Source organism: Streptomyces sp. NPDC024698 (assembly GCF_055559015.1).
The window spans coordinates 901,954-923,931 of sequence record NZ_JBVHLK010000001.1; the positions used below are offsets into that span (position 1 = coordinate 901,954).

At 71.6% G+C, this 21,978-nt stretch carries 20 protein-coding genes; 11 read left to right on the forward strand and 9 right to left on the reverse strand.

Annotated elements, in window-relative coordinates; all coding sequences use genetic code 11:
• Positions 1 to 17 precede the first annotated feature (17 nt).
• Complete coding sequence (locus tag ACZ4AA_RS03910; protein WP_467594729.1) at positions 18 to 602, forward strand: isochorismatase family protein; 585 nt, start codon at positions 18 to 20, stop codon at positions 600 to 602.
• A gap of 31 nt (positions 603 to 633) precedes the next feature.
• On the opposite strand, the gene ACZ4AA_RS03915 is transcribed toward ACZ4AA_RS03910, so the two are convergent.
• Positions 634 to 1,008 carry a hypothetical protein gene (locus tag ACZ4AA_RS03915; RefSeq protein WP_467594733.1) on the reverse strand — a complete coding sequence of 125 codons (375 nt, stop codon included), beginning with the start codon at positions 1,006 to 1,008 and terminating at the stop codon, positions 634 to 636.
• 131 nt (positions 1,009 to 1,139) lie between these two features.
• The gene (locus ACZ4AA_RS03920) at positions 1,140 to 3,494 is read right to left on the reverse strand and encodes an immune inhibitor A domain-containing protein (RefSeq protein WP_467594736.1); all 2,355 of its coding nucleotides are present in this window, start codon (positions 3,492 to 3,494) and stop codon (positions 1,140 to 1,142) included.
• A 440-nt stretch (positions 3,495 to 3,934) separates the two neighbouring features.
• Here ACZ4AA_RS03920 and ACZ4AA_RS03925 point away from each other — a divergent pair, with 440 nt between their 5' ends.
• Positions 3,935 to 4,228: a hypothetical protein gene (locus ACZ4AA_RS03925; protein ID WP_467594739.1), complete on the forward strand. Its 294-nt coding sequence runs from the start codon at positions 3,935 to 3,937 to the stop codon at positions 4,226 to 4,228.
• A gap of 182 nt (positions 4,229 to 4,410) precedes the next feature.
• Here ACZ4AA_RS03925 and ACZ4AA_RS03930 read toward each other — a convergent pair whose 3' ends face one another.
• A complete protein-coding gene (locus tag ACZ4AA_RS03930) occupies positions 4,411 to 5,139 on the reverse strand; it encodes an RDD family protein (RefSeq protein ID WP_467594742.1) in 729 nt (242 codons plus the stop codon).
• Positions 5,140 to 5,202: 63 nt separating this feature from the next.
• Positions 5,203 to 7,053, reverse strand: coding sequence for an RDD family protein (locus ACZ4AA_RS03935; protein ID WP_467594745.1), 1,851 nt, complete (start codon positions 7,051 to 7,053; stop codon positions 5,203 to 5,205).
• 278 nt (positions 7,054 to 7,331) lie between these two features.
• Between ACZ4AA_RS03935 and ACZ4AA_RS03940 the strand changes: the two genes are divergently transcribed.
• The gene (locus ACZ4AA_RS03940) at positions 7,332 to 7,850 is read left to right on the forward strand and encodes an SsgA family sporulation/cell division regulator (RefSeq protein WP_467594748.1); all 519 of its coding nucleotides are present in this window, start codon (positions 7,332 to 7,334) and stop codon (positions 7,848 to 7,850) included.
• Positions 7,851 to 7,893: 43 nt separating this feature from the next.
• Here ACZ4AA_RS03940 and ACZ4AA_RS03945 read toward each other — a convergent pair whose 3' ends face one another.
• A complete protein-coding gene (locus ACZ4AA_RS03945; protein WP_467594751.1) occupies positions 7,894 to 9,309 on the reverse strand; it encodes an FAD-binding oxidoreductase in 1,416 nt (471 codons plus the stop codon).
• A 92-nt stretch (positions 9,310 to 9,401) separates the two neighbouring features.
• On the opposite strand from ACZ4AA_RS03945, the gene ACZ4AA_RS03950 reads away from it, so the two are divergent.
• Complete coding sequence (locus ACZ4AA_RS03950) at positions 9,402 to 11,117, forward strand: tetratricopeptide repeat protein (protein ID WP_467594754.1); 1,716 nt, start codon at positions 9,402 to 9,404, stop codon at positions 11,115 to 11,117.
• Positions 11,118 to 11,294: 177 nt separating this feature from the next.
• Here the strand turns inward: ACZ4AA_RS03950 and hppD are convergent, their stop codons facing one another.
• Positions 11,295 to 12,440, reverse strand: coding sequence for a 4-hydroxyphenylpyruvate dioxygenase (gene hppD, locus ACZ4AA_RS03955; protein WP_467594757.1), 1,146 nt, complete (start codon positions 12,438 to 12,440; stop codon positions 11,295 to 11,297).
• 122 nt (positions 12,441 to 12,562) lie between these two features.
• Here hppD and ACZ4AA_RS03960 point away from each other — a divergent pair, with 122 nt between their 5' ends.
• The 7 genes from ACZ4AA_RS03960 to ACZ4AA_RS03990 all read left to right on the forward strand — a co-directional run bounded on the left by ACZ4AA_RS03960 (position 12,563) and on the right by ACZ4AA_RS03990 (position 17,844).
• Entirely contained in the window at positions 12,563 to 13,033 is a 471-nt protein-coding gene (locus ACZ4AA_RS03960) for an Lrp/AsnC family transcriptional regulator (protein WP_467594760.1), read from the forward strand.
• Between the two features lie 23 nt (positions 13,034 to 13,056).
• Positions 13,057 to 13,704 (forward strand): ABC transporter permease, encoded by a 648-nt coding sequence (locus tag ACZ4AA_RS03965; protein ID WP_467594763.1) that lies wholly within the window; start codon positions 13,057 to 13,059, stop codon positions 13,702 to 13,704.
• The gene (locus ACZ4AA_RS03970) at positions 13,697 to 15,022 is read left to right on the forward strand and encodes a betaine/proline/choline family ABC transporter ATP-binding protein (protein WP_467594766.1); all 1,326 of its coding nucleotides are present in this window, start codon (positions 13,697 to 13,699) and stop codon (positions 15,020 to 15,022) included. Before ACZ4AA_RS03965 ends, ACZ4AA_RS03970 begins: the two co-directional genes overlap by 8 nt.
• On the forward strand, positions 15,019 to 15,885 hold the full coding sequence (locus ACZ4AA_RS03975) for an ABC transporter permease (RefSeq protein WP_467594770.1): 867 nt from the start codon (positions 15,019 to 15,021) through the stop codon (positions 15,883 to 15,885). The genes ACZ4AA_RS03970 and ACZ4AA_RS03975 overlap by 4 nt, the downstream gene beginning before the upstream one ends.
• On the forward strand, positions 15,882 to 16,847 hold the full coding sequence (locus ACZ4AA_RS03980) for a glycine betaine ABC transporter substrate-binding protein (protein WP_467594772.1): 966 nt from the start codon (positions 15,882 to 15,884) through the stop codon (positions 16,845 to 16,847). Before ACZ4AA_RS03975 ends, ACZ4AA_RS03980 begins: the two co-directional genes overlap by 4 nt.
• Positions 16,848 to 16,929: 82 nt before the next feature.
• Positions 16,930 to 17,583 (forward strand): ArsR/SmtB family transcription factor, encoded by a 654-nt coding sequence (locus tag ACZ4AA_RS03985; RefSeq protein WP_467594775.1) that lies wholly within the window; start codon positions 16,930 to 16,932, stop codon positions 17,581 to 17,583.
• Positions 17,584 to 17,652: 69 nt separating this feature from the next.
• Positions 17,653 to 17,844 carry a hypothetical protein gene (locus tag ACZ4AA_RS03990; protein WP_467594778.1) on the forward strand — a complete coding sequence of 64 codons (192 nt, stop codon included), beginning with the start codon at positions 17,653 to 17,655 and terminating at the stop codon, positions 17,842 to 17,844.
• 41 nt (positions 17,845 to 17,885) lie between these two features.
• Here the strand turns inward: ACZ4AA_RS03990 and ACZ4AA_RS03995 are convergent, their stop codons facing one another.
• The 3 genes from ACZ4AA_RS03995 to ACZ4AA_RS04005 form a co-directional block, all read right to left on the reverse strand.
• Positions 17,886 to 18,674 (reverse strand): S16 family serine protease, encoded by a 789-nt coding sequence (locus tag ACZ4AA_RS03995; RefSeq protein ID WP_467594781.1) that lies wholly within the window; start codon positions 18,672 to 18,674, stop codon positions 17,886 to 17,888.
• 271 nt (positions 18,675 to 18,945) lie between these two features.
• A complete protein-coding gene (locus ACZ4AA_RS04000) occupies positions 18,946 to 19,587 on the reverse strand; it encodes an IclR family transcriptional regulator (protein WP_339129602.1) in 642 nt (213 codons plus the stop codon).
• A 428-nt stretch (positions 19,588 to 20,015) separates the two neighbouring features.
• Complete coding sequence (locus ACZ4AA_RS04005) at positions 20,016 to 21,818, reverse strand: DEAD/DEAH box helicase (protein WP_467594784.1); 1,803 nt, start codon at positions 21,816 to 21,818, stop codon at positions 20,016 to 20,018.
• Positions 21,819 to 21,978 lie beyond the last annotated feature (160 nt).

Genomic DNA, 21,978 nt, shown 5'->3' on the forward strand with positions numbered 1-21,978 from the left:
GCCGAAGGACACAGCCCATGCGCCGCGCCTTGATCGTCGTAGACGTGCAGAACGACTTCTGCGAGGGAGGCAGCCTCGCGGTGGCCGGGGGCGCCGACGTGGCCGCCGCCGTCACGGAGCTGATCGGGCAGGCGCCCGCCGGCTACCGGCACGTGGTCGCCACCCGGGACCTCCACATCGCCCCCGGGGGCCACTTCGCCGACAACCCCGACTACGTGCACTCCTGGCCCGCGCACTGCGTGGCCGGGACCGAGGGGGTGGGCTTCCACCCGAACTTCGCCCCGGCCGTCGCCTCGGGCGCCATCGACACGGTCTTCGACAAGGGTGCCTACGCGGCGGCGTACAGCGGCTTCGAGGGCGCCGACGAGAACGGGGTGGCCCTGGGCGACTGGCTGCGCGCCCGCGGCATCGGCGAGGTGGACGTCGTCGGCATCGCGACCGACCACTGCGTGAAGGCCACCGCCCTGGACGCGGCGCGGCAGGGCTTCCGCACGACGGTCCTGTTGGACCTGACGGCCGGAGTGGCCGAGGAGACGACACAGCGGGCGCTGGAGGAGATGCGCGCCGCCGGCGTCGAGCTCACGGGCAAGCCGGTGGTCTAGGTCGGGGCAGGCGAGGCTGTGCGGACACGACCTAGGACACGTTCCCGGACCTCCACGGCCCGGGACACGTGACGGCCGGCGGTGCCGGACGTCTGAGCAGGGTCCTGACCGGGTGCCACAGCTCCTGACTGAGCTCCGTGCAGCCGCTCTCGGGGGCCGTGCGCCACAGGAACCCGTCGGGGTGGTGCAGGACCGCGGTGATCTCGTCGGGGGTCGGCGGGGCCGCGTTGCCCCGGAGGTAGACGGCGCGCAGCCCCAGGTTCCGCAGCCGGGTCAGGGCGCGGGCCCGGTTGGGGGCGACGACCAGGAACCGCACGCAGCCGCCCGCCGGACCTGCCGGACTGGGCAGGTTCAGCGCCACGACGACGCTGCCGTTGGGCAGTCTGGAGAAGCCTCCTGCGGCCATGCGGTCACACCCCCGTGTGAGTCGGTGTCGATGTCGGTGTCAATAAGCCGGGCACAGGACGCACCTAAACACGATCGGCGGCAACCCGCCAGGGGTTGCCGCCGATACGCTTCTGACCTGCGAAAATGCTGTTACTTCACCGCAGGGCCGACCTTGAGGGAGATCGTCGAGCCGTCCTTGGCCTGCTGGACGATCTCGATCTTGGTGTTGGTGTCAGTGATCTTGACGCCGCCGGTCGGGTTCCGGTTGTCGTAGTAGTCGCTGGTGTGGTCGTTGAAGACCGACACGCCCTTCGACGACGGGATCTTCGTGGCGACGTCGGCGCTGTGCAGCGTGATACCGCTCGTGCGGTACAGGCTGAACGGGGAGTCGTAGGCCTGGATGCGGTTGCGCATCAGCGTGCCGTTGTCCCACCACAGGGCCTTCGGGTGCGAGTCGACCGGAAGCGCGAGGCCGACACCCGGGTGCTGGCTGGTGTTGTTGTCCGCCTGCGAGGTGTCCCACTTCCAGATCAACAGGCCGGGCTGGTAGGCGTAGTGCTCCACCCAGTCCGGACGGGTCGTCGAGAAGCCGAAGTTGTACGGGCCGACCTTGAGGGTCTTGTCGTACGAGACGTACTGGCGGTTCTCCGCGAGGTAGTACTGCGCGTAGCTCTTGGTGAACGAGCCGCCGATGCGGGAGAAGCCCGCGGCGGTCCAAGCGGGGTCGGCCGTCTCGGCGTTGTCCGAGAAGAGCGCGGTGCCGTCGGCGGTGACGCCGATCTCGTCGGCCGCGAAGCCCTTGAGCGCCACGCCGCCGTCGCTCTGGTAGCGGAAGCGGATGTCGATCTTCTTGCCCGCGTAGGCGTCGAGCGGGTACACGAGCTTCTTGTACGCGTCGACCGTGCCGGTGAGGGCGGGCTTGTCGCTGCCGTCGCGCGGGATGGCGGCGCCGTCCACCGTGCCGTCCAGGGCGGTCCAGTTGGCGCCGCCGTCGGTCGAGACCTCGGTGTACAGGTAGTCGTAGTTCGCCTCGATGTCGTACCAGCCGTCGAGGGTCAGCTTCGCCGAGGACTTGCCCGTGAGGTCCACGGACCGGGTCAGCGTGTTCTTCAGGTTGTCACCGCTGCCGCTCCACCACTGGGACGAGCCCTGAGCGGGGTTGACGACCGTGGTCGTGACGTCCTTGTCCGGCAGGTTGACGACGAGTGCCTGCTTGTTCCAGGTGTTGTACTCGGCGACGCCCAGCTTGTGGGTGGACTGCTTGCCGGCCTTGGCGGTGTCGTAGTTCAACCAGCCCAGCTGGAGCTTGTCCCAGGCGTTGAAATCGCCGGGGAGGTCGCCGATGGACTGCTTGCCCGTGCCGAGCCAGGAGCCCGAGGACATCAGGGTCCAGAAGCCGGTGGAGTTGTCGCCGCCGGCGGTGTCGTAGTGGTCCGGCAGACCGAGGTCGTGGCCGTACTCGTGGGCGAAGACGCCGAGTCCGCCGTTCTCCGGCTGGATGGTGTAGTCGCCGACCCAGATGCCGGAGTCGCCGATCTGCGCGCCGCCGAGCTTGTTGTCCGCGGGACCCGTGGCGCCCGCGTCGGTGCCGAAGGCGTACCAGCGGTGGGCCCAGATCGCGTCCTTGCCCTGGGCGCCGCCGCCCGCGGACTCGTCCTCGCCGGCGTGCACGATCTGGAAGTGGTCGATGTAGCCGTCCGGCTCGTTGAAGTTGCCGTCGCCGTCGTAGTCGTAGCGGTCCCACTGGTCGAACTGGGCCAGGTCCGCCTTGACGGCCGCGTCGGTCTTGCCGGCCGCCTTCTGCTGGGCGACCCACGCGGTGACGCCGTCCTTGACGACGTTCCACACGCTCGGGCAGTTCGTGCTGCCGCAGGCGTTGTTGCCGTAACGCGCCTCGTTGTAGGGCACCTTGACCCAGTCGGCGACCTCGCCGTCGACCGAGTAGCGGCCCGAGGACTGCGTCTCGTAGAACTTCTTCATCGACTCGGTGTTCTTGCCGGTGCCGAAGTAGAGGTTCTGGAAGTGCTTCTGGTTGTAGTCCGCCTGCCAGGCCGTGCTGTTGTCCTTCGCACGGTCCGGCGCGGCTATCTGGTTGTGCGCGGGCCCGGCGGTGCCGCCGAACTTGGGGTCCGTCTTGTCGCCGAACTCGACCAGGATCGTGAAGATCTTGTCGGTCTTCTCGCGGCCGAGCTCCACGTACTTGGAGCTGCCCTTCTTGCTCTTCAGCTGGACGACCTTGGAACCGTGACGGTTCTGGACCTTGGCGTCGCCGGAGATGACCTGGTTCAGCGCCTCCTGGCGCTGGGCGTTCTGGGTCTTGCTCAGCGGGCCGTCGAGGTCGTGGTCGACCGTGTTCCGGACCGGCTGGGGGTCGTGGCGTTCCACGACCGGTGACGCGTGGGCCGCATCGGCCTGCGCCACGGCGTACGTCGAGAACGTGGCGGTTGCCGCCGCGAGGGCGACGCCCACCGCGGCTGCTCTGAACGTCCATGGTCTGTTGGTCACTTGATGTCCTCCCCCGCGCACGTTCACGCGGAGGGGGTTCCGGGTCATGGAGGTCCGCGAGCGTCTGCGCGATTCAAGTGACGACATTTGACCGGAGTTACCAAAGAAAAAACAGATCTTGACTTGAACCTGGCAAGTGCATTATGCGGAGCCTACGTTCGGTATCCGAACGACCCCGAAACGCCCAACGGGCGCGCTCCCACGCCCACTTGCCAGACGTGATGACTCCGTGCGCCCCCTGTGCACCGGCACCGTGGGTAAGGTCACGCTTACCGGACGTTCCACTCGGGCATGCAGGCGAATAGAGTCGATTGGCGAAGCGTCGGAACCCGGCGGACAGCCACGTCGACACCGTTGTCCCACCCCCGACACCTATCCGCACCCTCCCCCATCGCGAGAGGCACCCGGGGGGAGAACCCCCATCCGAGGACACGATTGCCATGCCTCGTCCGACCGCCGCACAGCTCGCCTACGGTTCCTGCACCGTGATCTTCTCCACTCTCGCCATGTTGCTGCTGTCACAGGCGAGTTCGAGTCTGGGGATCGTGCTGATCACCCTCTCGGCGCTCGCCCTCGGACTGCTGGTGGCCATGACGGTCCCGCTGCCCAAGCCCTCACCGGCCGCCGCCGCACCCGTCGTCCACGAGCGGGTACCGGCGCGGCGCGAGACCGCGTCCGTGTCCGCCGCCGCGTCCTCCGCACCCGAGCCGGTGCGCGAACCCGCGGGGCCCTGAGGCCGCTTTCGCGAGCCCGCGCGACCCGGTCCCCGCGACCGGCGGACCGCCGGCATCCCGGACGCCCCGGCCGCTCACCGCGACGGCGGGCCCGTGAACCACGGGCCCGCCGTCGTGCCGTGTCCCCCCGCCGCCCGGCCCGTCGTACGGCCGTCCCGTGCGGCGGTGTCCCGCGGGAGCGGTCAGCCGGTGGTGTCGACCACCACCGTCTTGGCCGCCTTGTCGTGCAGGCCCTGCTTGTAGGGCTTGTCGAAGAAGCTCCAGCCGCCCGCGATCGCCGTCCAGATGCAGGCGCAGCAGAACGCGAACGGGATCCACAGGACCAGGGCGCGGACCAGGGAGGTCTGCACGGAGGGCGTCGAGCCGTTGTCGAGGTTGGCGACCCGGTGGTTGAACAGCCGCTTGCCGAGGGTCTGGCCCGTCTTGCTGATCATCACGGTGTCGTAGGCCACGTAGAGCACCGCGGCCACCAGGGACTGCCCGAGCGACTTGCTGTACTCGATCTTGTTCGAGTCCATGTTGTACTCGGTGACCCCGAACGCCCAGGACAGCAGCCACACCACGATGCCCACCAGGATCATGTCCAGGATCCTGGCCAGCACCCGCTTGCCGCTGTCGGCGAGCGGCGGCATGCCGGCGAGCGGGTCACCGCCGTAGGGGCCGCCACCGCCGTAGGGGTCGCCGCCTTCCTGGTACGGTCCCCCGCCCTCGCCGCCGAACGGGGGCGGCTCGCTGCCGTAGGGCGGGGTCCGGTCACCCGACGCGGGCGGCGGGTCGTACGGGGAACCGCCGCCGGACCCGGGCGGCGGGTCGTACGGGGAGCCCGTGCCCTCTCCCGGCGGGGGCTGCTTCTTGAACGGGTCGTCGTCCGGTGGCCGGCCGGGGCCCGGGGGCGGCGGTTCGCTGCTCATGGCCCGAGTCGACCGCGAACCCCCCGGCTCCGCATCCGGCGAAGGGCCGTCCGGGGGACGGGATTACCGGGCCGGCCCCGCCACGAAGGTGTGCGCCGCCTTGTCGTGCCAGCCCTGGCTCCAGGGCTTGTCGAACAGGCTCCACAGGACGCCGACGAAACCGACGGCCAGCAGGCAGGGAACGCTGAGGACGAACCAGCGGACCAGGGCCCGCCCGAAGCTCGGCGGTTCGTGACCCTCGATGTCGCGCACCTCGATGCCGCACAGTCTCTTGCCGAGCGTGCGGCCCCACTTGGCGGTGGGCAGGACTTCGTAGAGGACCCCGAGGACGAGCAGGACGGCGAGGACGGCGCCGAGGCAGGAGGCGGTCGTGCCGTCGATGAGCCAGACGGTGACCTTCTCGCCCGACTGCCTGGCCGCGTCGATCTTCCCGTCGATGTGGTCGGCCGCCCTGGTGCCCAGCGGCAGCGCGGCCGCCGCGGTGACACCGCCGACGACGACGGTGTCCAGCAGCCGGGCGGCCAGCCGTCTGCCGAGACCGGAGGGACGGGCCGACGCCTGCCGACGGGCGGCGGCCTGGAACACGTCGTCGACCGGAGGCTTCCAGGGGGCCACCCGCCCGCCGTCCTCGGCCGGGTCGCCCGCGAGCTGGTGCACCTGCTGGGCCCAGGAGGGCTGACCGCCACCGGCCCCGGAGGCCGAGGAGGCGGAACCGCCCGGCTGTCGGGGGGCGGCGGGAGCGGACGCGGCCGTCCTCGCGGACGGTGCGGTGGCGCCCGGTGCGGAGCTCCCCGCGGACGGCTGGGCGGGGGCGCCCGGCGCCGAGCTCCGCGCGGACGCGCCGGCTCCGAGGCCGGCACCGGCAGGCGCGGCGGGTGCGGCGGAGGGGCCGGGTGCGGCCGTACCGGTTCCGAAGCCGCCACCGGCCGATGCGGCGGGTGCGGTGGACGGACCGGGTGCGGCCGTACCGGTTCCGAGGCCGCCACCGGCCGATGCGGCGGGTGCGGTGGACGGACCGGGTGCCGGTGCCGGGTTCGAGGCGGCGGACACGCCCGGCGCATGCGCCGAGACCGTGCCCCCGGCCTGGCGCTCCGTACGCGGGGAGGGCGCGCGCGGCGCCGTGTCGCCGCCGGTGAGGAGGGGGTCCGCTGCGGCGGGAGTGACGCCGGCGCGCCCCTGCCCGGACGGTCCGGCACCGGGGCCCGACCCGCTCGGGCTCCCGCTCCGGGCGTCGGCCCCGCCCGAACTCGGCTCAGCCGTACGGCTCGCACCGTCCGTACGGCTCGTACCGCCGCCGTCCTCCGTGCCCTCGGCTCCCGTGGACGCTGCCGGGTCCGCGGGGCGGTGGAAGACCACGGGGCCCGCGGCCGCCGGGGGCCGGGGAGCGGCACCGGAGTCGGCGGGCGGGAAGTTCGCCGTCCCGTCCGTCCTCGCCGACGCCCCGTCGGGCGGACTCACCGGGTCGGCGGATCCCGCGTCACGCGGGTCGGACCCCCTGGGCGCGCCCCAGGACACCCGGCGGTCCTGGTCGCCGCCGAAGCCGGACTGCCGGGAGCGGTCGGCGCCCCACGAGGCGGCGGGCTCGGGCCGGCTGCCGTGCTGGGACTCGGCGGGGGCGGCGGCGCGGGGCTGCGGGTCCTCGTCGAAGAAGTGCGGACCCGTCTCCTCCGCGGCCGGCACACCCGTCCGCCCGCGTGGAGCCGTGAACTCCGGGGAGGACGCCGGGGCGGGCACCTGCGCGGGACGCGCCACGGCGGGCGGGGCGAGCGCCTCGCCCCCCGAAGGCGCCGGGCGGCTCGTGCCCGGCACCCAGGCCGCGCCGTTCCAGTACCGGACGTACCCGGGGATGGAGGGGTCCGGGTAATACCCTTCGCGGGGCCTGTCGTCACCAGGGGCCGGGGTTGGGGCGCTCATGTCCGTCGTCCCGTATCTGCTCGGGGGTCGTGTGGAAGGACCACATCTACCAGACTGGCGCACCCGTCACGGCCGGTCCCGCCGTACCCACTCCTTCGGGGCGAGGTTGCGCACCGCCGCGCGACCGGGCGGCCGAGGCTGTACGCGGTGCACCCGGAGGGAGGCCCGAGCGGGCCCGAAAGAATTTCCCGAACCCGCGTAATGGCAGCGGCGCGAGGCGCTCTCCACTCGTACGGGCCCACCCACAGGAGCCCGTACGACGAAGGGAGCGCTTCGACATGCACACCGTGGTGGAACGCGAGCTGGAGCTTCATCTCGTCCTGTCGCCCGAGCACAGCATCCCGGTGCCGGCGCGGCTGAGTTACCGCGCCGACGACCCGTACGCCGTCCGCATCATCTTCCATATCGGCTCCGACCATCCCGTCAACTGGACGTTCGCCCGTGAGCTGCTCGTCGAGGGGGTGTTCCGGCCCTGCGGCCACGGCGACGTGCGGGTGTGGCCGACGAAGGTCGGCGGCCGGAGCGTCGTCCTGATGGCGCTGAGCTCGCCGGACGGCGACGCGCTCCTGGAGGCGCCCGCCGCGCAGATCACGGCCTGGCTGGAGCGCACCCTCAGGGTGGTCCCGCCGGGCACCGAGGCCGGGCAGCTCGGCATCGACGCCGGTCTGGCCGAGCTGCTCGCGCCGTCCCCTCGGCTCTCGGCGTCGCTCGACCAGGCGGGAGGCCACTCCCCCGACGACCTGTGGCTGCGCGACCCGTGGCCGTCGGACGAGTCGGCGGACGGCGACCAGTCCTGAGGGCCGCCGGGCGGGCGGACCACGGCACGTCCGGGCCCGGGGCTCAGAACAGCTTGCCGGGGTTCAGCAGGCCCAGGGGGTCGAACGCCGATTTGATCGCCCGCTGCATCTCCACGCCCACCGGGCCGATCTCGCGGGCCAGCCACTCCTTCTTCAGCACGCCCACCCCGTGCTCACCGGTGATCGTGCCGCCGAGCTCCAGACCGAGGGCCATGATCTCGTCGAAGGACTCACGGGCGCGCCGGGACTCGTCGGGATCGGTCGCGTCGAAGCACACGGTGGGGTGCGTGTTGCCGTCGCCGGCGTGGGCGCAGACGCCGATGGTCAGGGCGTACTTCTCGGCGACGCGCTCGATGCCGTCGAGCATGTCGGCGAGCCGGGAGCGGGGGACGCACACGTCGTCGATCATCGTGGTGCCCTTGACCGCTTCGAGCGCGGTGAGCGACAACCGGCGTGCCTGGAGGAGCAGTTCGGATTCGGCGGCGTCCTCGGCGGGGACGACCTGGGTCGCTCCGGCGGCCTCGCAGAGGGCGCCGACCAGGGCGAGGTCGGCCGCCGGGTCGTGGGTGTCGAAGGCGGCGAGCAGCAGCGCCTCGGTGGTCTCGGGGAGGCCCATGTGCGCGAGGTCGTTGACGGCCTTGACGGTCGTCCGGTCCATCAGTTCGAGCAGGGACGGGACGTGGCCGCCCTCCATGATCCGGCAGACGGCGTCGCAGGCAGCCCGCGCGGAGCCGAACTCGGCGGCCAGCACGAGCTGTTGGGGCGGCTGCGGCTTCAGGGCGAGCACGGCCCGCACCACGATGCCGAGCGAGCCCTCGGAGCCCACGAAGAGGCGGGTGAGGTCGTAGCCGGCGACGCCCTTGGCGGTCCTGCGTCCGGTGGACATCAGACGTCCGTCGGCGAGGACGACGTCCAGGCCGAGGACGTACTCGGCCGTCACCCCGTACTTCACGCAGCACAGGCCGCCGGAGGCCGTGCCGATGTTGCCGCCGATGGTGCACGTCTCCCAGCTGGAGGGGTCCGGCGGGTAGTACAGGCCGTGTTCGCCGACGGCGCGGGAGAGCGTGGCGTTGACGACGCCGGGTTCGACGACGGCGATGCGGTCGACCGGGTTGATCTCCAGGATGCGGTCCATCTTGACCAGGGACAGGACCACACAGCCGTCGGTGGCGTTGGCCGCTCCGGACAGGCCGGTGCGGGCGCCCTGCGGGACGACGGGGACGCGCAGTGCGGTCGCGACGCGCATGACGTGCTGGACCTGCTCGACCGTGCGCGGCAGGACGACCGCGGCGGGTGCGCCCGCCTCGCAGAAGCTCGCCATGTCGTTGGCGTAGGAGGCCGTGACGTCCGGGTCGGTGAGGACGGCCTCGGCCGGCAGACCGCTCAGCAGACGGTCGAGGAGGCCTCCGGCCGCTGCCGTGTCCTCGTCGTGCGGGGCTTCGATACGGCTCATGATCACAGGTTCGCACCCGGGGCCATCGGTGTGAACCCCATACGCCCGGGGCTTCGCATGCCCGGGACGGGTCTTCGTATTGACGCACAGTGAGCGGCATGGAGATCGAAGAGCGACAGCCGGTGTCCGCCGGGGCAGGGCACACGGTGGCCCCCGGTCCGCGGTCCGGGGAGCCCGCAGGCGAGCAGTCCCCGCGGTCCTCCGGTCCGCGCCGCTCCCCGCTCGCCCGGCGCCCGCTGATCGCGGCGGCGGCCGGCTGTGCCGTGCTCGGCGGTGTGCTGGTGCTGCTGCCCTCGGCGGAGCGGGACGGGGCGCCCCGTCCCGCCCCGGGTCCGGTGGCGCGGGCGGTGAGCGCGGTGGGGGCCGGGGTGCCCGCGGCGCTGCCCGATCTCGCCGCGCTCGTCCGTGACCGCGAGGCCCGGGTCAGAGCCCGGCCGCGCGACGACGTGTCGTGGGCGGTGCTCGGAGCCGCCTACACGGAGCAGGCGCGGCGCACGGCGACGGCCGGGTCCTACCCGAAGGCCGAGAACGCCCTGCGCACCTCGCTCAGGCTGCGGCCCAGGGACAACGAGGCGGCGCTGGAGGGGCTGGCCTCCCTCGCCGGCGCGCGGGGCGACTTCCGGGCCGCGAAGCAGTGGGGCGAGGCCGCGGCGAAGCTGGCGCCGAAGCGGTGGACGACGTATCCGGCGCTCGTCGAGGCGTACACCGGGCTCGGTGACTACAAGGCCGTGGGCAGGGCCCTCGACCGGCTGCTGGCCCTGCGGGACGGGCCGGCGGCGCAGGCCGTCGCGGCGCGCGTGTACCGGGACCGCGGCCGGCGCGAGGACGCGGCGGCGGCGATCTCGGACGCGGCGGCGGGCGCGGCCGGCCCGGCCGAACAGGCGGCCTATCTCACCCAGGCGGGAGACCTCGCATGGGAACGCGGCGACCGCCGGGAGGCCCTGGACCACTACCGGGCCGCGGTGAGGACGGACGCCGACGCGTACGACGCGCTGGCCGGGCAGGGGCGCGCGCTGGCGGCGCTGGGGCGCACCGCGGAGGCGCTGCGCGCGTACCGGACGGCGCTCGCCGGGCGGCCGGTGCCGCGGTACGCGCTGGAGCTGGGCGAGCTGTACGACCAGCTCGGGCGCGGCGCGGACGCGCGTGCCCAGTACGCCCTGCTGCGGGAGCTGGGGCGGCGGGACGGCGCCGCGGGCGTGGACGACGAACCGGTCCTCGGGCTCTTCGAGGCGGACCACGGCGACCCGCAGGAGGCGGTACGGGCGCTGCGGGCCGAGTGGCGGCGCCAGCCCGGCATCGCGGTGGCGGACGCGCTGGGCTGGGCGCTGCACCGGGCCGGGGACGACAAGGAGGCGCTGGACTTCGCCGTGCGCGCCACGGACGCGGAGCACGGGGGCGGTGTGCGCAGTGCGCTGTACGCGTACCACCGCGGGCGGATCGAACATGATCTGGGGCTGGCGGGTCCGGCCCGCCGGCACCTGGCCGAGGCGTTGCGGATCAACCCGTACTTCTCGCCGCTGCTGGCACCGGAGGCCCGGCAGACCCTGGCGGCGCTCGGCGATCCGCCCGCCGGCGGGCCACCGGACTACTCCGTGGACGCGGAAGGGGTGGGCGCCGGGGACCCGGACGGGCCCGACCGCTCCGGCGATCCGACGGGGACGACGGGCGCGGCGGGTGCGGCGGGTCCGTCGGGGACGGCGGAGACATCGGGTCCGTCGGGGGCGGCCGGAGCACCGGGTCCGTCGTCCGGCTCCTCCGGCCCGGCGGGCTCGGCCGGCCCGGCCGACGCGCCGGATCGGCCCGCGCCCCGCTGAGCCGTGGAACGGGCGAGTCCGGCGGACGCCGTGGTGGCGTCCGCCGGACTCGTGGGACGGGCCCGCGGCCCGTCCCGACGGCTCGGAGACCGCCCGAGGGTCAGTGGCCGCCCGGGGGTTCAGTGACTGCCCGAGGGGTCAGTGGCTGCCCGGGGATTCAATGGCTGCCCCGGCGGCTCAGAGGTTGCCGCGCTTCTCCTGCTCGCGCTCGATCGCCTCGAAGAGGGCCTTGAAGTTGCCCTTGCCGAAGCCCATCGAGCCGTGCCGCTCGATCATCTCGAAGAAGACGGTCGGACGGTCCTGGACCGGCTTGGTGAAGATCTGGAGCAGATAGCCGTCCTCGTCGCGGTCGACGAGGATCTTCAGCTCGCGCAGGGTGTCGACAGGGACGCGGGTGTCGCCGGCCCACTCGCCGAGCGTGTCGTAGTAGGAGTCGGGGGTGTCGAGGAACTGGACACCGGCCGCGCGCATGGCCCGAACGGTCGCGACGATGTCGTTCGTGTTCAGCGCGATGTGCTGGACACCGGCGCCGCCGTAGAACTCCAGGTACTCGTCGATCTGGGACTTCTTCTTGGCGATGGCGGGCTCGTTGATCGGGAACTTGACCTTGAGCGTGCCGTCGGCGACGACCTTCGACATCAGCGCGCTGTACTCGGTCGCGATGTCGTCGCCCACGAACTCCTTCATGTTCGTGAAGCCCATGACCTTGTTGTAGAAGGCGACCCACTCGTTCATCCGGCCGAGCTCGACGTTGCCGACGCAGTGGTCGATGGCCTGGAAGGTGCGCTGGGCCGGCGGCTCGACGATCGGGGCGGCGGCCACGAACCCGGGCAGGTAGGGGCCGTCGTAGCCGCGTCGCTCGACGAGGGTGTGGCGGGTCTTGCCGTACGTGGCGATGGCCGCGAGGACGACCGTGCCGTTCTCGTCCTTCATCTCGTACGGCTCGGCGATCGAGCGGGCGCCGTGCTCGACGGCGTACGCGTGCGCGGCGCGGGCGTCCGGGACCCCGATGGCGAGGTCGACGACGCCGTCGCCGTGCTCCGCCACGTGCTCGGCCAGGAAGTGGCCCCAGGTGGTGGCGGGCTTGATCACCGAGGTGAACACGAAGCGGGCGGAGCCGTTCTCCAGGACGTACGAGGCCGTCTCGCGGCTGCCGTTCTCCGGTCCGGAGTACGCGACGAGCCGCATGCCGAAGGCCGTGGAGTAGTAGTGCGCGGCCTGCTTGGCGTTGCCGACGGCGAAGACGACCGCGTCCATTCCCTTGACCGGGAAGGGATCGGCCTGCCGGGCGGTGTCGGGAGTGTGGTGTGTGGTCTGCGTCATGGCCGCAGGCTCCCTCCGTTCCGCAAGGTGCGCAATAGTTCGCCTGTCGACTGAACAATATGTGCAGTGGGAGACCTGGACCGTCGGGCTTTCTGTACATGATGACCATCTCGGAGGCCGCCATGGCGATCGATCATCTGGACGGGCGGCTGCTGGTGCTGCTGGCGCGGGAGCCGCGTATCGGGGTCCTGGAGATGTCGCGGCGGCTCGGGGTGGCCCGGGGCACCGTGCAGGCCCGGCTCGACCGGCTTCAGTCGAATGGAGTCATCCGGGGCTTCGGTCCGCAGGTCGACCCGACCGCCCTCGGCTATCCGGTGACGGCGTTCGCCACGCTCCAGATCCGGCAGGGGCAAGGCGCGGACGTACGGGCCCATTTGACCACCGTGCCCGAGGTGCTGGAGCTGCACACGACGACCGGCAGCGGGGACATGCTGTGCCGGCTGGTGGCCCGCTCCAACGCCGATCTCCAACGTGTGATCGACCGGGTTGTCGGTTTTGATGGCATCGTCCGGGCCTCCACGGCGATCGTCATGGAGAACCCGGTTCCCTTGCGGATCATCCCGCTCGTGGAACAGGCGGCGACCGAGCGCTGAACCGAGAAGCGGGGTGACCTGGCGTGACCTTCTGGCAATACCTGAGCAGCCGCCACGAGCAGCTGCTCACGGACGCCTATCAACACGCCAGCGCGGTCTTCCAGTGCATGGTCGTGGCGACCTTCATCGGCGTACTGATCGGCGTCGTCACCTACCGCAGCGACTGGGCGGGCAACCTCGCCACCACGACGACCTCCGCGATCCTGACCATTCCCTCGCTGGCCATGATCGGTCTGCTGATCCCGATCGTGGGCCTGGGCGTCCCGCCGACCGTGATCGCCCTGACGCTGTACGGGCTGCTGCCGATCGTGCGCAACTCGATCGTCGGTCTGCGCGGTGTCGATCCCTCACTGGTCGACGCGGCCCGGGGGATCGGCATGTCACGGGTGTCCCGGCTGATGCGGGTCGAACTGCCGCTGGCCTGGCCGCCGATCCTGACCGGCATCCGGATCGCCACCCAGATGCTGATGGGCATCGCGGCCATCGCGGCCTACGCCTCCGGGCCCGGCCTCGGCAACGAGATCTTCCGCGGCATCAGCTCGCTGGGCAGCAAGAACGCGCTCAACCAGGTGCTCGCGGGCACGGTCGGGATCATCATCCTCGCGCTGCTCTTCGACGCCGCCTACGTCCTGCTCGGCCGGCTGACCATTCCGAGGGGGATCCGTGCCTGAGACCGCAGAGACTGCGGAGGGACCCGCGGACGCCGAGGGCTCCGCCGGCGCGGCGGCGGCCGCGCGGTCCGGGGGCGGGGGCACGTCGTCCACCACGGGCGCCACCATCGAGCTGGAGAACCTCACCAAGCGCTACCCGGGCAGCCGCGACGCGGCCGTCGACAGCGTCAACATGGAGATCAAGGCGGGTGAGCTGGTCGTCTTCGTCGGCCCTTCCGGCTGCGGCAAGTCGACCACGCTGAAGATGATCAACCGGCTGATCGAGCCGAGCGGCGGCCGGATCCGGATCGGCGGCGAGGACGTCACCGACATGGACCCGGTGAAGCTGCGCCGCAAGGTCGGCTACGCCATCCAGTCCTCCGGGCTCTTCCCGCACATGACGGTCGCCCAGAACATCGCGCTGGTACCGCGGATGACGGGCTGGCCCAAGGCACGGATCACGGCCCGGGTGGAGGAGATGCTGGACCTGGTGGGGCTCGACCCCGCCGAGTTCCGGGGCCGCTATCCGCGCCAGCTCTCCGGCGGCCAGCAGCAGCGCGTGGGCGTGGCGCGGGCGCTGGCCGCGGACCCGCCCGTGCTGCTCATGGACGAGCCGTTCGGAGCGGTGGACCCGATCACCCGCGACCACCTCCAGGACGAGCTGATCCGCCTCCAGCACGAGCTCCACAAGACGATCGTCTTCGTGACGCACGACTTCGACGAGGCGATCAAGCTGGGCGACCGGATCGCGGTGCTGCGGGAGCACTCCCACATCGCGCAGTTCGACACCCCGGAGGCGATCCTCACCAACCCGGCCGACGACTTCGTGTCGGGGTTCGTGGGCGCGGGCGCCGCGCTGAAGCGGCTCAACCTCAGCCGCGTACGGGATGTGGAGATCACCGACTATCCGACGGTCACCGTCGACGATCCGCTCCAGGAGATCTTCGGCAAGCTCCGGTCCAGCGGTACGAACGAGATCCTGCTGCTCGACCGGCGTGGCCGCCCCTACAAGTGGCTGCGGCGCGGCGATCTGATGCGGGCCAAGGGCTCGCTGGCGCGGGCGGGCACCCTGGTGCACGACACGGTGACCCGGGACGCGACCCTGCGGGACGCGCTGGAGGCGGTGCTCACGGACAACTCGGGCCGGGTCCCGGTGACCGGGCGGCGCGGCGAGTACACCGGGGTGGTCGACATGGAGACGCTGATGAACTCGGTGCACGAACTCCTGGAGGCCGACCGCCTGGAGGCCATGGAGCACCAGCACGAACTGGAGGAGGCGCGCGCGCACCAGACCCAGTTCGAGCAGGAGGGCGCCGACGACGGGGAGGCGAAGGCGTGAGCACTCCGCCCGCGTCCCGGCGTCCCGAGGGCGAGCACGAGGTCAAGGGGGTCGCCTTCCGCGACGACAGCGAGGGGGACGGCGAGGGCGAGCGGGAGGCTCCGCCGTCGCAGGCGCCCCCCAGGCGCCGGATCGGCTGGCAGAAGCTGACCTTCCTGCCCGCCGTGCTGATCGCCCTGCTGCTGGCCACCTGGATCTGGTTCCAGCAGGCCGACCTCGACGCGATCTCCAAGAACGCGCTGTCGAACGGCCAGGTGTCCAAGGCCCTGTGGCAGCACATCCAGCTGACGGTGATCTCCACGTTCTTCGTGCTGATCATCGCGATCCCGCTGGGGATCCTGCTGACCCGCAAGGCGTTCCGCAAGCTGACCCCGTTCGCCATGACGGTCGCCAACATGGGGCAGGCCACGCCGGCGATCGGTCTGCTGGCGCTGCTCGTGATCTGGCTCGGCACCGGCGAGAAGTCGGCCCTGATCGGCATCACGATCTACGCGATCCTGCCGGTCCTGTCCAACACGATCACCGGTCTGAAGGCCAACGACCCGACCCTGCTGGAGGCCGCGCACGGTATCGGCATGTCACCGCTGGGGGTGCTCACCCGGGTCGAACTGCCGCTGGCCGTACCGCTGATCCTCGCGGGCGTCCGTACGGCGCTGGTCCTGAACGTGGGCACCGCGACGCTCGCCACCTTCGGCGGGGGCGGCGGCCTCGGCGTGCTGATCACCACCGGCGTCACCACCCAGCGGATGCCGGTCCTGGTGCTCGGCGCGATCCTCACCGTCGCGCTGGCGCTCCTCGTCGACTGGCTGGCGTCACTGGCGGAACTGCTGCTGCGGCCGCGCGGTCTGGAGGTGGGGTCATGAGAGGGCGCGCTCCGGCGGCGCTGGCCGCCGTCCTCGTCCTGACCTCGGCGTGCGGGCTGACCAGTGGCTCCCCCATGACCGACAACGTCAAGCCGGGGACCATCGGGCGGGGCGAGCCGCTCAAGGGCGCGAACCTCACGGTGGCGTCGAAGGAGTTCACCGAGCAGCTGATCCTCGGCGCGATCATGGGCATCGCGTTCCAGGCGGCGGGCGCGAAGGTGATCGACCGCACCGGCATCCAGGGGTCGATCGGCGCGCGCGAGGCCATCAAGAACGGCGACGCGGACGCCATGTACGAGTACACGGGCACCGCGTGGATCACGTATCTCGGCAACAGCGAGCCGATCCCGGATCCGCAGAAGCAGTGGCAGGCCGTGCACGACGCCGACCCGAAGAACGGGGTCACCTGGCTGCCGCCGTCCGCCCTGAACAACACCTACGCGCTCGCCATGAACCAGGCCAACTTCAAGAAGTACGGCACGACCACGCTGTCCGGCGTGGCCGCGCTGTCGAAGTCGGACCCGAGCGCGGTCACCCTGTGCGTGGAGAGCGAGTTCGCCAACCGGGCCGACGGACTGCCGGGCATGGAGAAGGCGTACGGGATGCACATCCCCGCGAAGAACATCACGCAGATGGACACCGGGATCATCTACACCCAGGTGGCGAAGGGGAGTTGTACGTACGGTGAGGTGTTCACCACCGACGGGCGCATCAAGTCGATGAACCTGGTGGTGATGAAGGACGACAAGAAGTTCTTCCCCAACTACAACGCGGCCCCGGTGATCAACTCCAAGGCCCTGAAGAAGTATCCGCAGATCGCCGAGGTCATCGAACCGGTGACGAAGAAGCTGAACAACACGGTGGCGCAGGACCTGAACGCGAAGGTGGACGTGCAGGGCCAGGACCCGCACGAGGTGGCGCTGGACTGGATGACGTCGGAGGGGTTCGTGCAGCAGGACTGAATCCGGCCGGGCGGCGCGGTCCAAAGAAGTGGTTGCAAAGAACCCGTTGCAAGGAAGTCTTTGCAAGGCTATCTTTGTCCACATGACGGAGCAGCCCCCGCTTCCCCCGGAAGCACCCCTCCCCCCGGACCTACCCCTCCCCCCGCAGCCACCTCTGCCGCCCGAACCGCCGCAGCACCGGCGCCTCGACGCCCGTTCGCTGCGGGGGATCGCCCACCCCCTGCGGATGGAGCTGCTGAGCAGCCTGCGCCAAAAGGGGCCGGCCACCGCCTCGATGCTCGCCGAACGGCTGGGCGAGTCCAGCGGGGCGACCAGCTACCACCTGCGGCAGCTCGCCGCGCACGGCTTCGTCGAGGACGCCCCCGAGCGGGGCAAGGGGCGCGAGCGCTGGTGGCGGGCGGTGCACCAGGGCCTGGACTTCGGCGAGGACCTGCTCAGCAACCCGGACCCGGCGGTGCGCGGGGCGGCCGACATGTTCCTGCACGAGGTCGCCGGCAACCACGCCCGCGAACTGTCGACCTGGCTCGGGACCCGTGGCGACTGGTCGGACCAGTGGAGCCTCGCCTCCGACATGAGCGACTTCACGATCCGGCTCACGCCGGCGCAGTCCAAGGAGCTCATCAAGAAGATGCACGACCTGCTCGACAGCTACTGCGCCCTCGAACGCCCCAAGGACGACCCCGAGGCGGAGCAGGTGCGCTTCCACACGCACGTCTTCCCGCAGTCCTCGGACTGATCCACCCGGTCCGACACCGCGCACGGCTCGATCCCACCCGCTCGATCACACCGAGGAAAGGTCACAGCCATGCATCCCGAGACCCACCTCCAGTTGCAGCACGTGCGCGCCGCCGACCTGCGGGCCGAGGCGGACGCCTACCGGCTCACGACCGAGGCCAGGAACACCGACGGGCTGCGCGCCCGCGTCGGCTGGACACTCGTGGAGGTCGGCCTGCGGCTGGCCTCGGCGCCGAGGACGGCCGTCGTCGTCGCCTGCTGACGGACCGCACAGCCCGGCAGCCGCGACGCGCCGGACACGACCTAGCAGCTCGGAACCGAGCCCTTGTTCTTCTCCAGGGCCACAAGGGCGTTCACCGCCCCGTCGAGGCTGGTCACCGGGATCAGCCGGAGGCCCTTCGGCAGCTCCGCCTTCGCGTCCGAGCACTCCGCCTTCGGAACCAGGAACACGGTCGCCCCGTCACGGTGGGCGGCCTGGGTCTTGAGGCTGACACCGCCGACCGCGCCGACCGTGCCGTCGGCGTCGATCGTTCCCGTACCCGCGACGACCCGGCCGCCCGTGAGGTCGCCACCACTGCCGTCGCCGTCCAGCTTGTCGACGATCCCGAGCGAGAAGAGCAGTCCGGCGCTCGGTCCGCCGACATCGGCGAGCTTGAGCGTGACCTTCACATCGCCCTTCTCGTGCAGGTACCCCAGTGCCGCCTCGGTGGCGCTGTCCTGGGACTGCTTCATCTCGTTCGCGTTGTGCTGCTCGATCTCCTTGACGCTGCCTCCGCCCGGGTAGACCGAGTCGCGGGGCATCACGGCCTTGTCCGTGGCGAACCAGGCGCTGAGCACGTCACCGAGGGAGACGCTCGCGTCGGGTCCAGTGGCCTCGATGGTCGTCATCCGCAGCTGGCCGCTGGTCCTCCGGGTGGGCGCGCCGGTGATGGTGATCACCGGGTCGCCCTTGTTCTCGCCGAGGACGTTCGCCGTCAGGCCGGGCTGCGCCAGGGAGAACGGCAGCGGCGCGAACACCGCCGTGGCGAGCAGGGCCACGACGGGGACGGCGCAGACGGCGACGGCTTTGGGGCGCGTGAGGCGAGAGAGCACGGGGTCAATCTAACGTCACCGTCCGACCGCACCTCCGCACAGGTCCTACGGCCTCCGTACGAACCTGCGGCCACCGCGTCCCGCACCCACCCGAACCCACGACCCGCCGCGTCCCGTACCCGCCGGACGACCTCCGTACGAACCCACGGCCACGGCCCGCTGCTCCCCGCGCCCGCCGGACGACCTCCGTACGAACCCACGGCCCGCCGCATCCCGTACCCGTCGGACGGTCTCCGCGCCGATCACGCTCTCGGCAAGGCCCCCGGCCAGGTCAGCGCAGGGCGTCCGCCACCTCTCGGGCCGCGTCGACCACGCGCGGTCCGACCCGCTCCGGGACGGCGTCCGCCAGCATGACCACACCCACGCTGCCCTCGACCCCCGTCACCCCGATCAGCGGTGCCGCGGCCCCGCACGCGCCGGCCTCCAGCTCTCCGTGGGTGAGCGTGTAACCGGGCTCCCCCACCGGCGCCTGCCGGGCGGAGAGGATCGCGCGACCCGCGGCCCCCCGGTCCAGGGCGTGCCGGAAACCGGCGCGGTAGGCCACGTGATAGTCCGTCCACGTCGGTTCGACGACCGCGACGGCGAGCGCCTCGGTCCCGTCGACCAGCGTCAGATGGGCCGTCGCGCCTATGTCCTCGGCCAGTGCCCGCAGCGCGGGCAGCGCGGCCTCCCGTACGAGCGGATGCACCTGGCTGCCCAGCCGCAGCACGCCGAGACCGACCCGGGCACGGCCGCCGAGGTCACGGCGTACGAGCGCGTGCTGCTCCAGGGTGGCGAGCAACCGGTACACCACGGTCCGGTTGACGCCCAGTTTGTTCGACAGCTCGGTGACCGTCAGCCCGTGATCCGTGTCGGCGAGCAGCTTGAGGACGCGCAGTCCCCGGTCGAGCGTCTGAGAGGTCTCCGCGGTCACGACGCCCACTCCTTAGTGGTGAGGTCGACGGCCCTCGTACGGCGGATGCGGCACCGAGTCCCGTCGGCGACGCGCTTCAGAGGCCGCCGTTCGGCCGGCGCCCCGGGCTCTTCCCGGGCCGCAGTCGCTTCACGGCTGCGCTCCGCGGCGGCGCTGCCACGGGGCGTGTGCGTAGCGGGACAGTAGCGAGCCGGTCCGCTCAGCGGAAGCCTCCGTCCAGAATCCGGGCATCCACGGGTGCGAACTGATTCCGTTTGTCCCAGAACGCGGGGCGTGTGCCGCGCGGCGTGCACCGCTCGTATACAGAGCGCACAGGCCGTGGCGCACGCCCGCCTCGCCCCGGCGCGCCCCCTCCGTACGGCTTTCGCGCCTCGCTCCTGGGGTTCCGGATACCGCGGGCCGCGGAGGTAAACGGTCCGCCATGTCACTCAGCGCATCCGGGTGGCCCACTCCTGGACCTTGGCGATCCGCTGCCGGAGCTGTCCCGCCGTGGCCTCCGCGCTCGGCGGGCCGCCGCACACGCGGCGCAGCTCGGTGTGGATCACGCCGTGCGGCTTGCCGCTCTGGTGGACGTACGCGCCGACCATGGTGTTGAGCTGCTTGCGCAGTTCCAGCATCTCCTTGTGGGAGACGACGGGGCGGCGCTCGGCGGGGAGTTCGAGGAGGTCGGCCTCGGTGTCCGGCTTCTTGCGGCTGTGCGCGATCTGCCGGGCCTGCCGCTTCTGGAGCAGCAGCTGGACCTGGTCGGGTTCGAGGAGCCCGGGGATGCCGAGGTAGTCCTGCTCCTCCGCGCTCCCGGGGTGGGCCTGCATGCCGAACTCGGCGCCGTCGTAGAGGACCCGGTCGAAGACGGCCTCGGACTCCAGCGCCTCGAAGGAGAACTGCTCCTGCTCGCCGGTGTCCTCGTCCTGCTCCTTGTTCGCCTCCTCCATCTCCTTCTCGGACTCGGCGTACGGGTCCTCCTCGCCCTCCTTCTTGGGCTTGTCGAGGGCGTGGTCGCGCTCGACCTCCATCTCGTTGGCGAAGGTGAGGAGGTCGGGGACCGTCGGGAGGAACACGGACGCCGTCTCGCCGCGCCTGCGGGAGCGCACGAAGCGGCCGACGGCCTGGGCGAAGAAGAGCGGGGTCGAGATGGTGGTGGCGTACACGCCGACGGCCAGGCGGGGCACGTCGACGCCTTCGGACACCATGCGGACCGCGACCATCCACCGGTCGTTGCTCGCCGAGAAGTCGTCGATCCGCTTGGAGGCGCCGGTGTCGTCGGACAGCACCAGGGTCGCCTTGGTGCCGGTGATCTCGCGGATCAGCTTGGCGTAGGCGCGTGCGGAGTCCTGGTCCGAGGCGATGACGAGCGCCCCGGCGTCCGGGATGCCCTTGCGCACCTCGGTGAGGCGCTGGTCGGCCGCGCGCAGCACGCTCGGCATCCACTCGCCGCGCGGGTCCAGCGCGGTGCGCCAGGCCTGGCTGATGGCGTCCTTGGTCATCGGCTCGCCGAGCCGGGCGGCGATCTCGTCGCCCGCCTTGGTGCGCCAGCGCATGTTGCCGCTGTAGGAGAGGAAGATGACGGGCCGCACGACGTGGTCGGCCAGCGCGTTGCCGTAGCCGTAGGTGTAGTCGGCCGAGGAGCGCCGGATGCCGTCGTTGCCCTCTTCGTACGTCACGAAGGGGATGGGGTTGGTGTCCGAGCGGAACGGCGTACCCGTGAGGGCGAGCCGGCGGGTGGCGGGCTCGAACGCCTCCAGGCAGGCCTCGCCCCAGGACTTGCTGTCACCGGCGTGGTGGATCTCGTCGAGGATGACGAGGGTCTTGCGCTGCTCGGAGCGGTTGCGGTGGAGCATCGGGCGCACACCGACACCGGCGTACGTCACGGCGACGCCGTGGTACTCCTTGCTGAGGGGTCCGGCGCTGTACTCGGGATCGAGCTTGATCCCTATCCGCGCTGCGGCCTCGGCCCACTGCTTCTTCAGATGCTCGGTCGGCGCGACGACGGTCACCTGCTGCACGACGTGGTGGTGCAGCAGCCAGGACGCGAGGGTCAGCGCGAACGTCGTCTTCCCGGCGCCGGGGGTGGCTACGGCGAGGAAGTCGCGCGGCTGCTCCTGGATGTACCTCTCCATCGCCCCCTGCTGCCAGGCACGCAGCTTGTTGGCGGTGCCCCAGGGAGCTCGTCCGGGGAAGGCGGGCGAGAGGTGGTGGGTGTACGAGGAGGCGCTGGCGGCGGTGGTAGTCACGGTCTCCGGTCTGGGTGTCGATTGGGAGCGTCCGGGTCCGCGTGCGGCGCGTCGGATGGGGCCTGACGGGAGGCGCGCGGGCGGCTCGGCTACGTATGACAACCGGGCCACCCTACCGGCGCCCGGCTCCGGACGAGGTGCGGACGAGGCCGGGTCAGCG

What these genes read in the sequence shown, in the direction of transcription:
- ACZ4AA_RS03910 (WP_467594729.1), top strand. Translation starts at nt 18, where the DNA reads ATGCGCCGCGCCTTGATCGTCGTAGACGTGCAGAACGACTTCTGCGAG.
- ACZ4AA_RS03915 (WP_467594733.1), bottom strand. Translation starts at nt 1,008, where the DNA reads ATGGCCGCAGGAGGCTTCTCCAGACTGCCCAACGGCAGCGTCGTCGTG.
- ACZ4AA_RS03925 (WP_467594739.1), top strand. Translation starts at nt 3,935, where the DNA reads ATGCCTCGTCCGACCGCCGCACAGCTCGCCTACGGTTCCTGCACCGTG.
- ACZ4AA_RS03930 (WP_467594742.1), bottom strand. Translation starts at nt 5,139, where the DNA reads ATGAGCAGCGAACCGCCGCCCCCGGGCCCCGGCCGGCCACCGGACGAC.
- ACZ4AA_RS03935 (WP_467594745.1), bottom strand. Translation starts at nt 7,053, where the DNA reads ATGAGCGCCCCAACCCCGGCCCCTGGTGACGACAGGCCCCGCGAAGGG.
- ACZ4AA_RS03940 (WP_467594748.1), top strand. Translation starts at nt 7,332, where the DNA reads ATGCACACCGTGGTGGAACGCGAGCTGGAGCTTCATCTCGTCCTGTCG.
- ACZ4AA_RS03950 (WP_467594754.1), top strand. Translation starts at nt 9,402, where the DNA reads ATGGAGATCGAAGAGCGACAGCCGGTGTCCGCCGGGGCAGGGCACACG.
- hppD (WP_467594757.1), bottom strand. Translation starts at nt 12,440, where the DNA reads ATGACGCAGACCACACACCACACTCCCGACACCGCCCGGCAGGCCGAT.
- ACZ4AA_RS03960 (WP_467594760.1), top strand. Translation starts at nt 12,563, where the DNA reads ATGGCGATCGATCATCTGGACGGGCGGCTGCTGGTGCTGCTGGCGCGG.
- ACZ4AA_RS03980 (WP_467594772.1), top strand. Translation starts at nt 15,882, where the DNA reads ATGAGAGGGCGCGCTCCGGCGGCGCTGGCCGCCGTCCTCGTCCTGACC.
- ACZ4AA_RS03985 (WP_467594775.1), top strand. Translation starts at nt 16,930, where the DNA reads ATGACGGAGCAGCCCCCGCTTCCCCCGGAAGCACCCCTCCCCCCGGAC.
- ACZ4AA_RS03990 (WP_467594778.1), top strand. Translation starts at nt 17,653, where the DNA reads ATGCATCCCGAGACCCACCTCCAGTTGCAGCACGTGCGCGCCGCCGAC.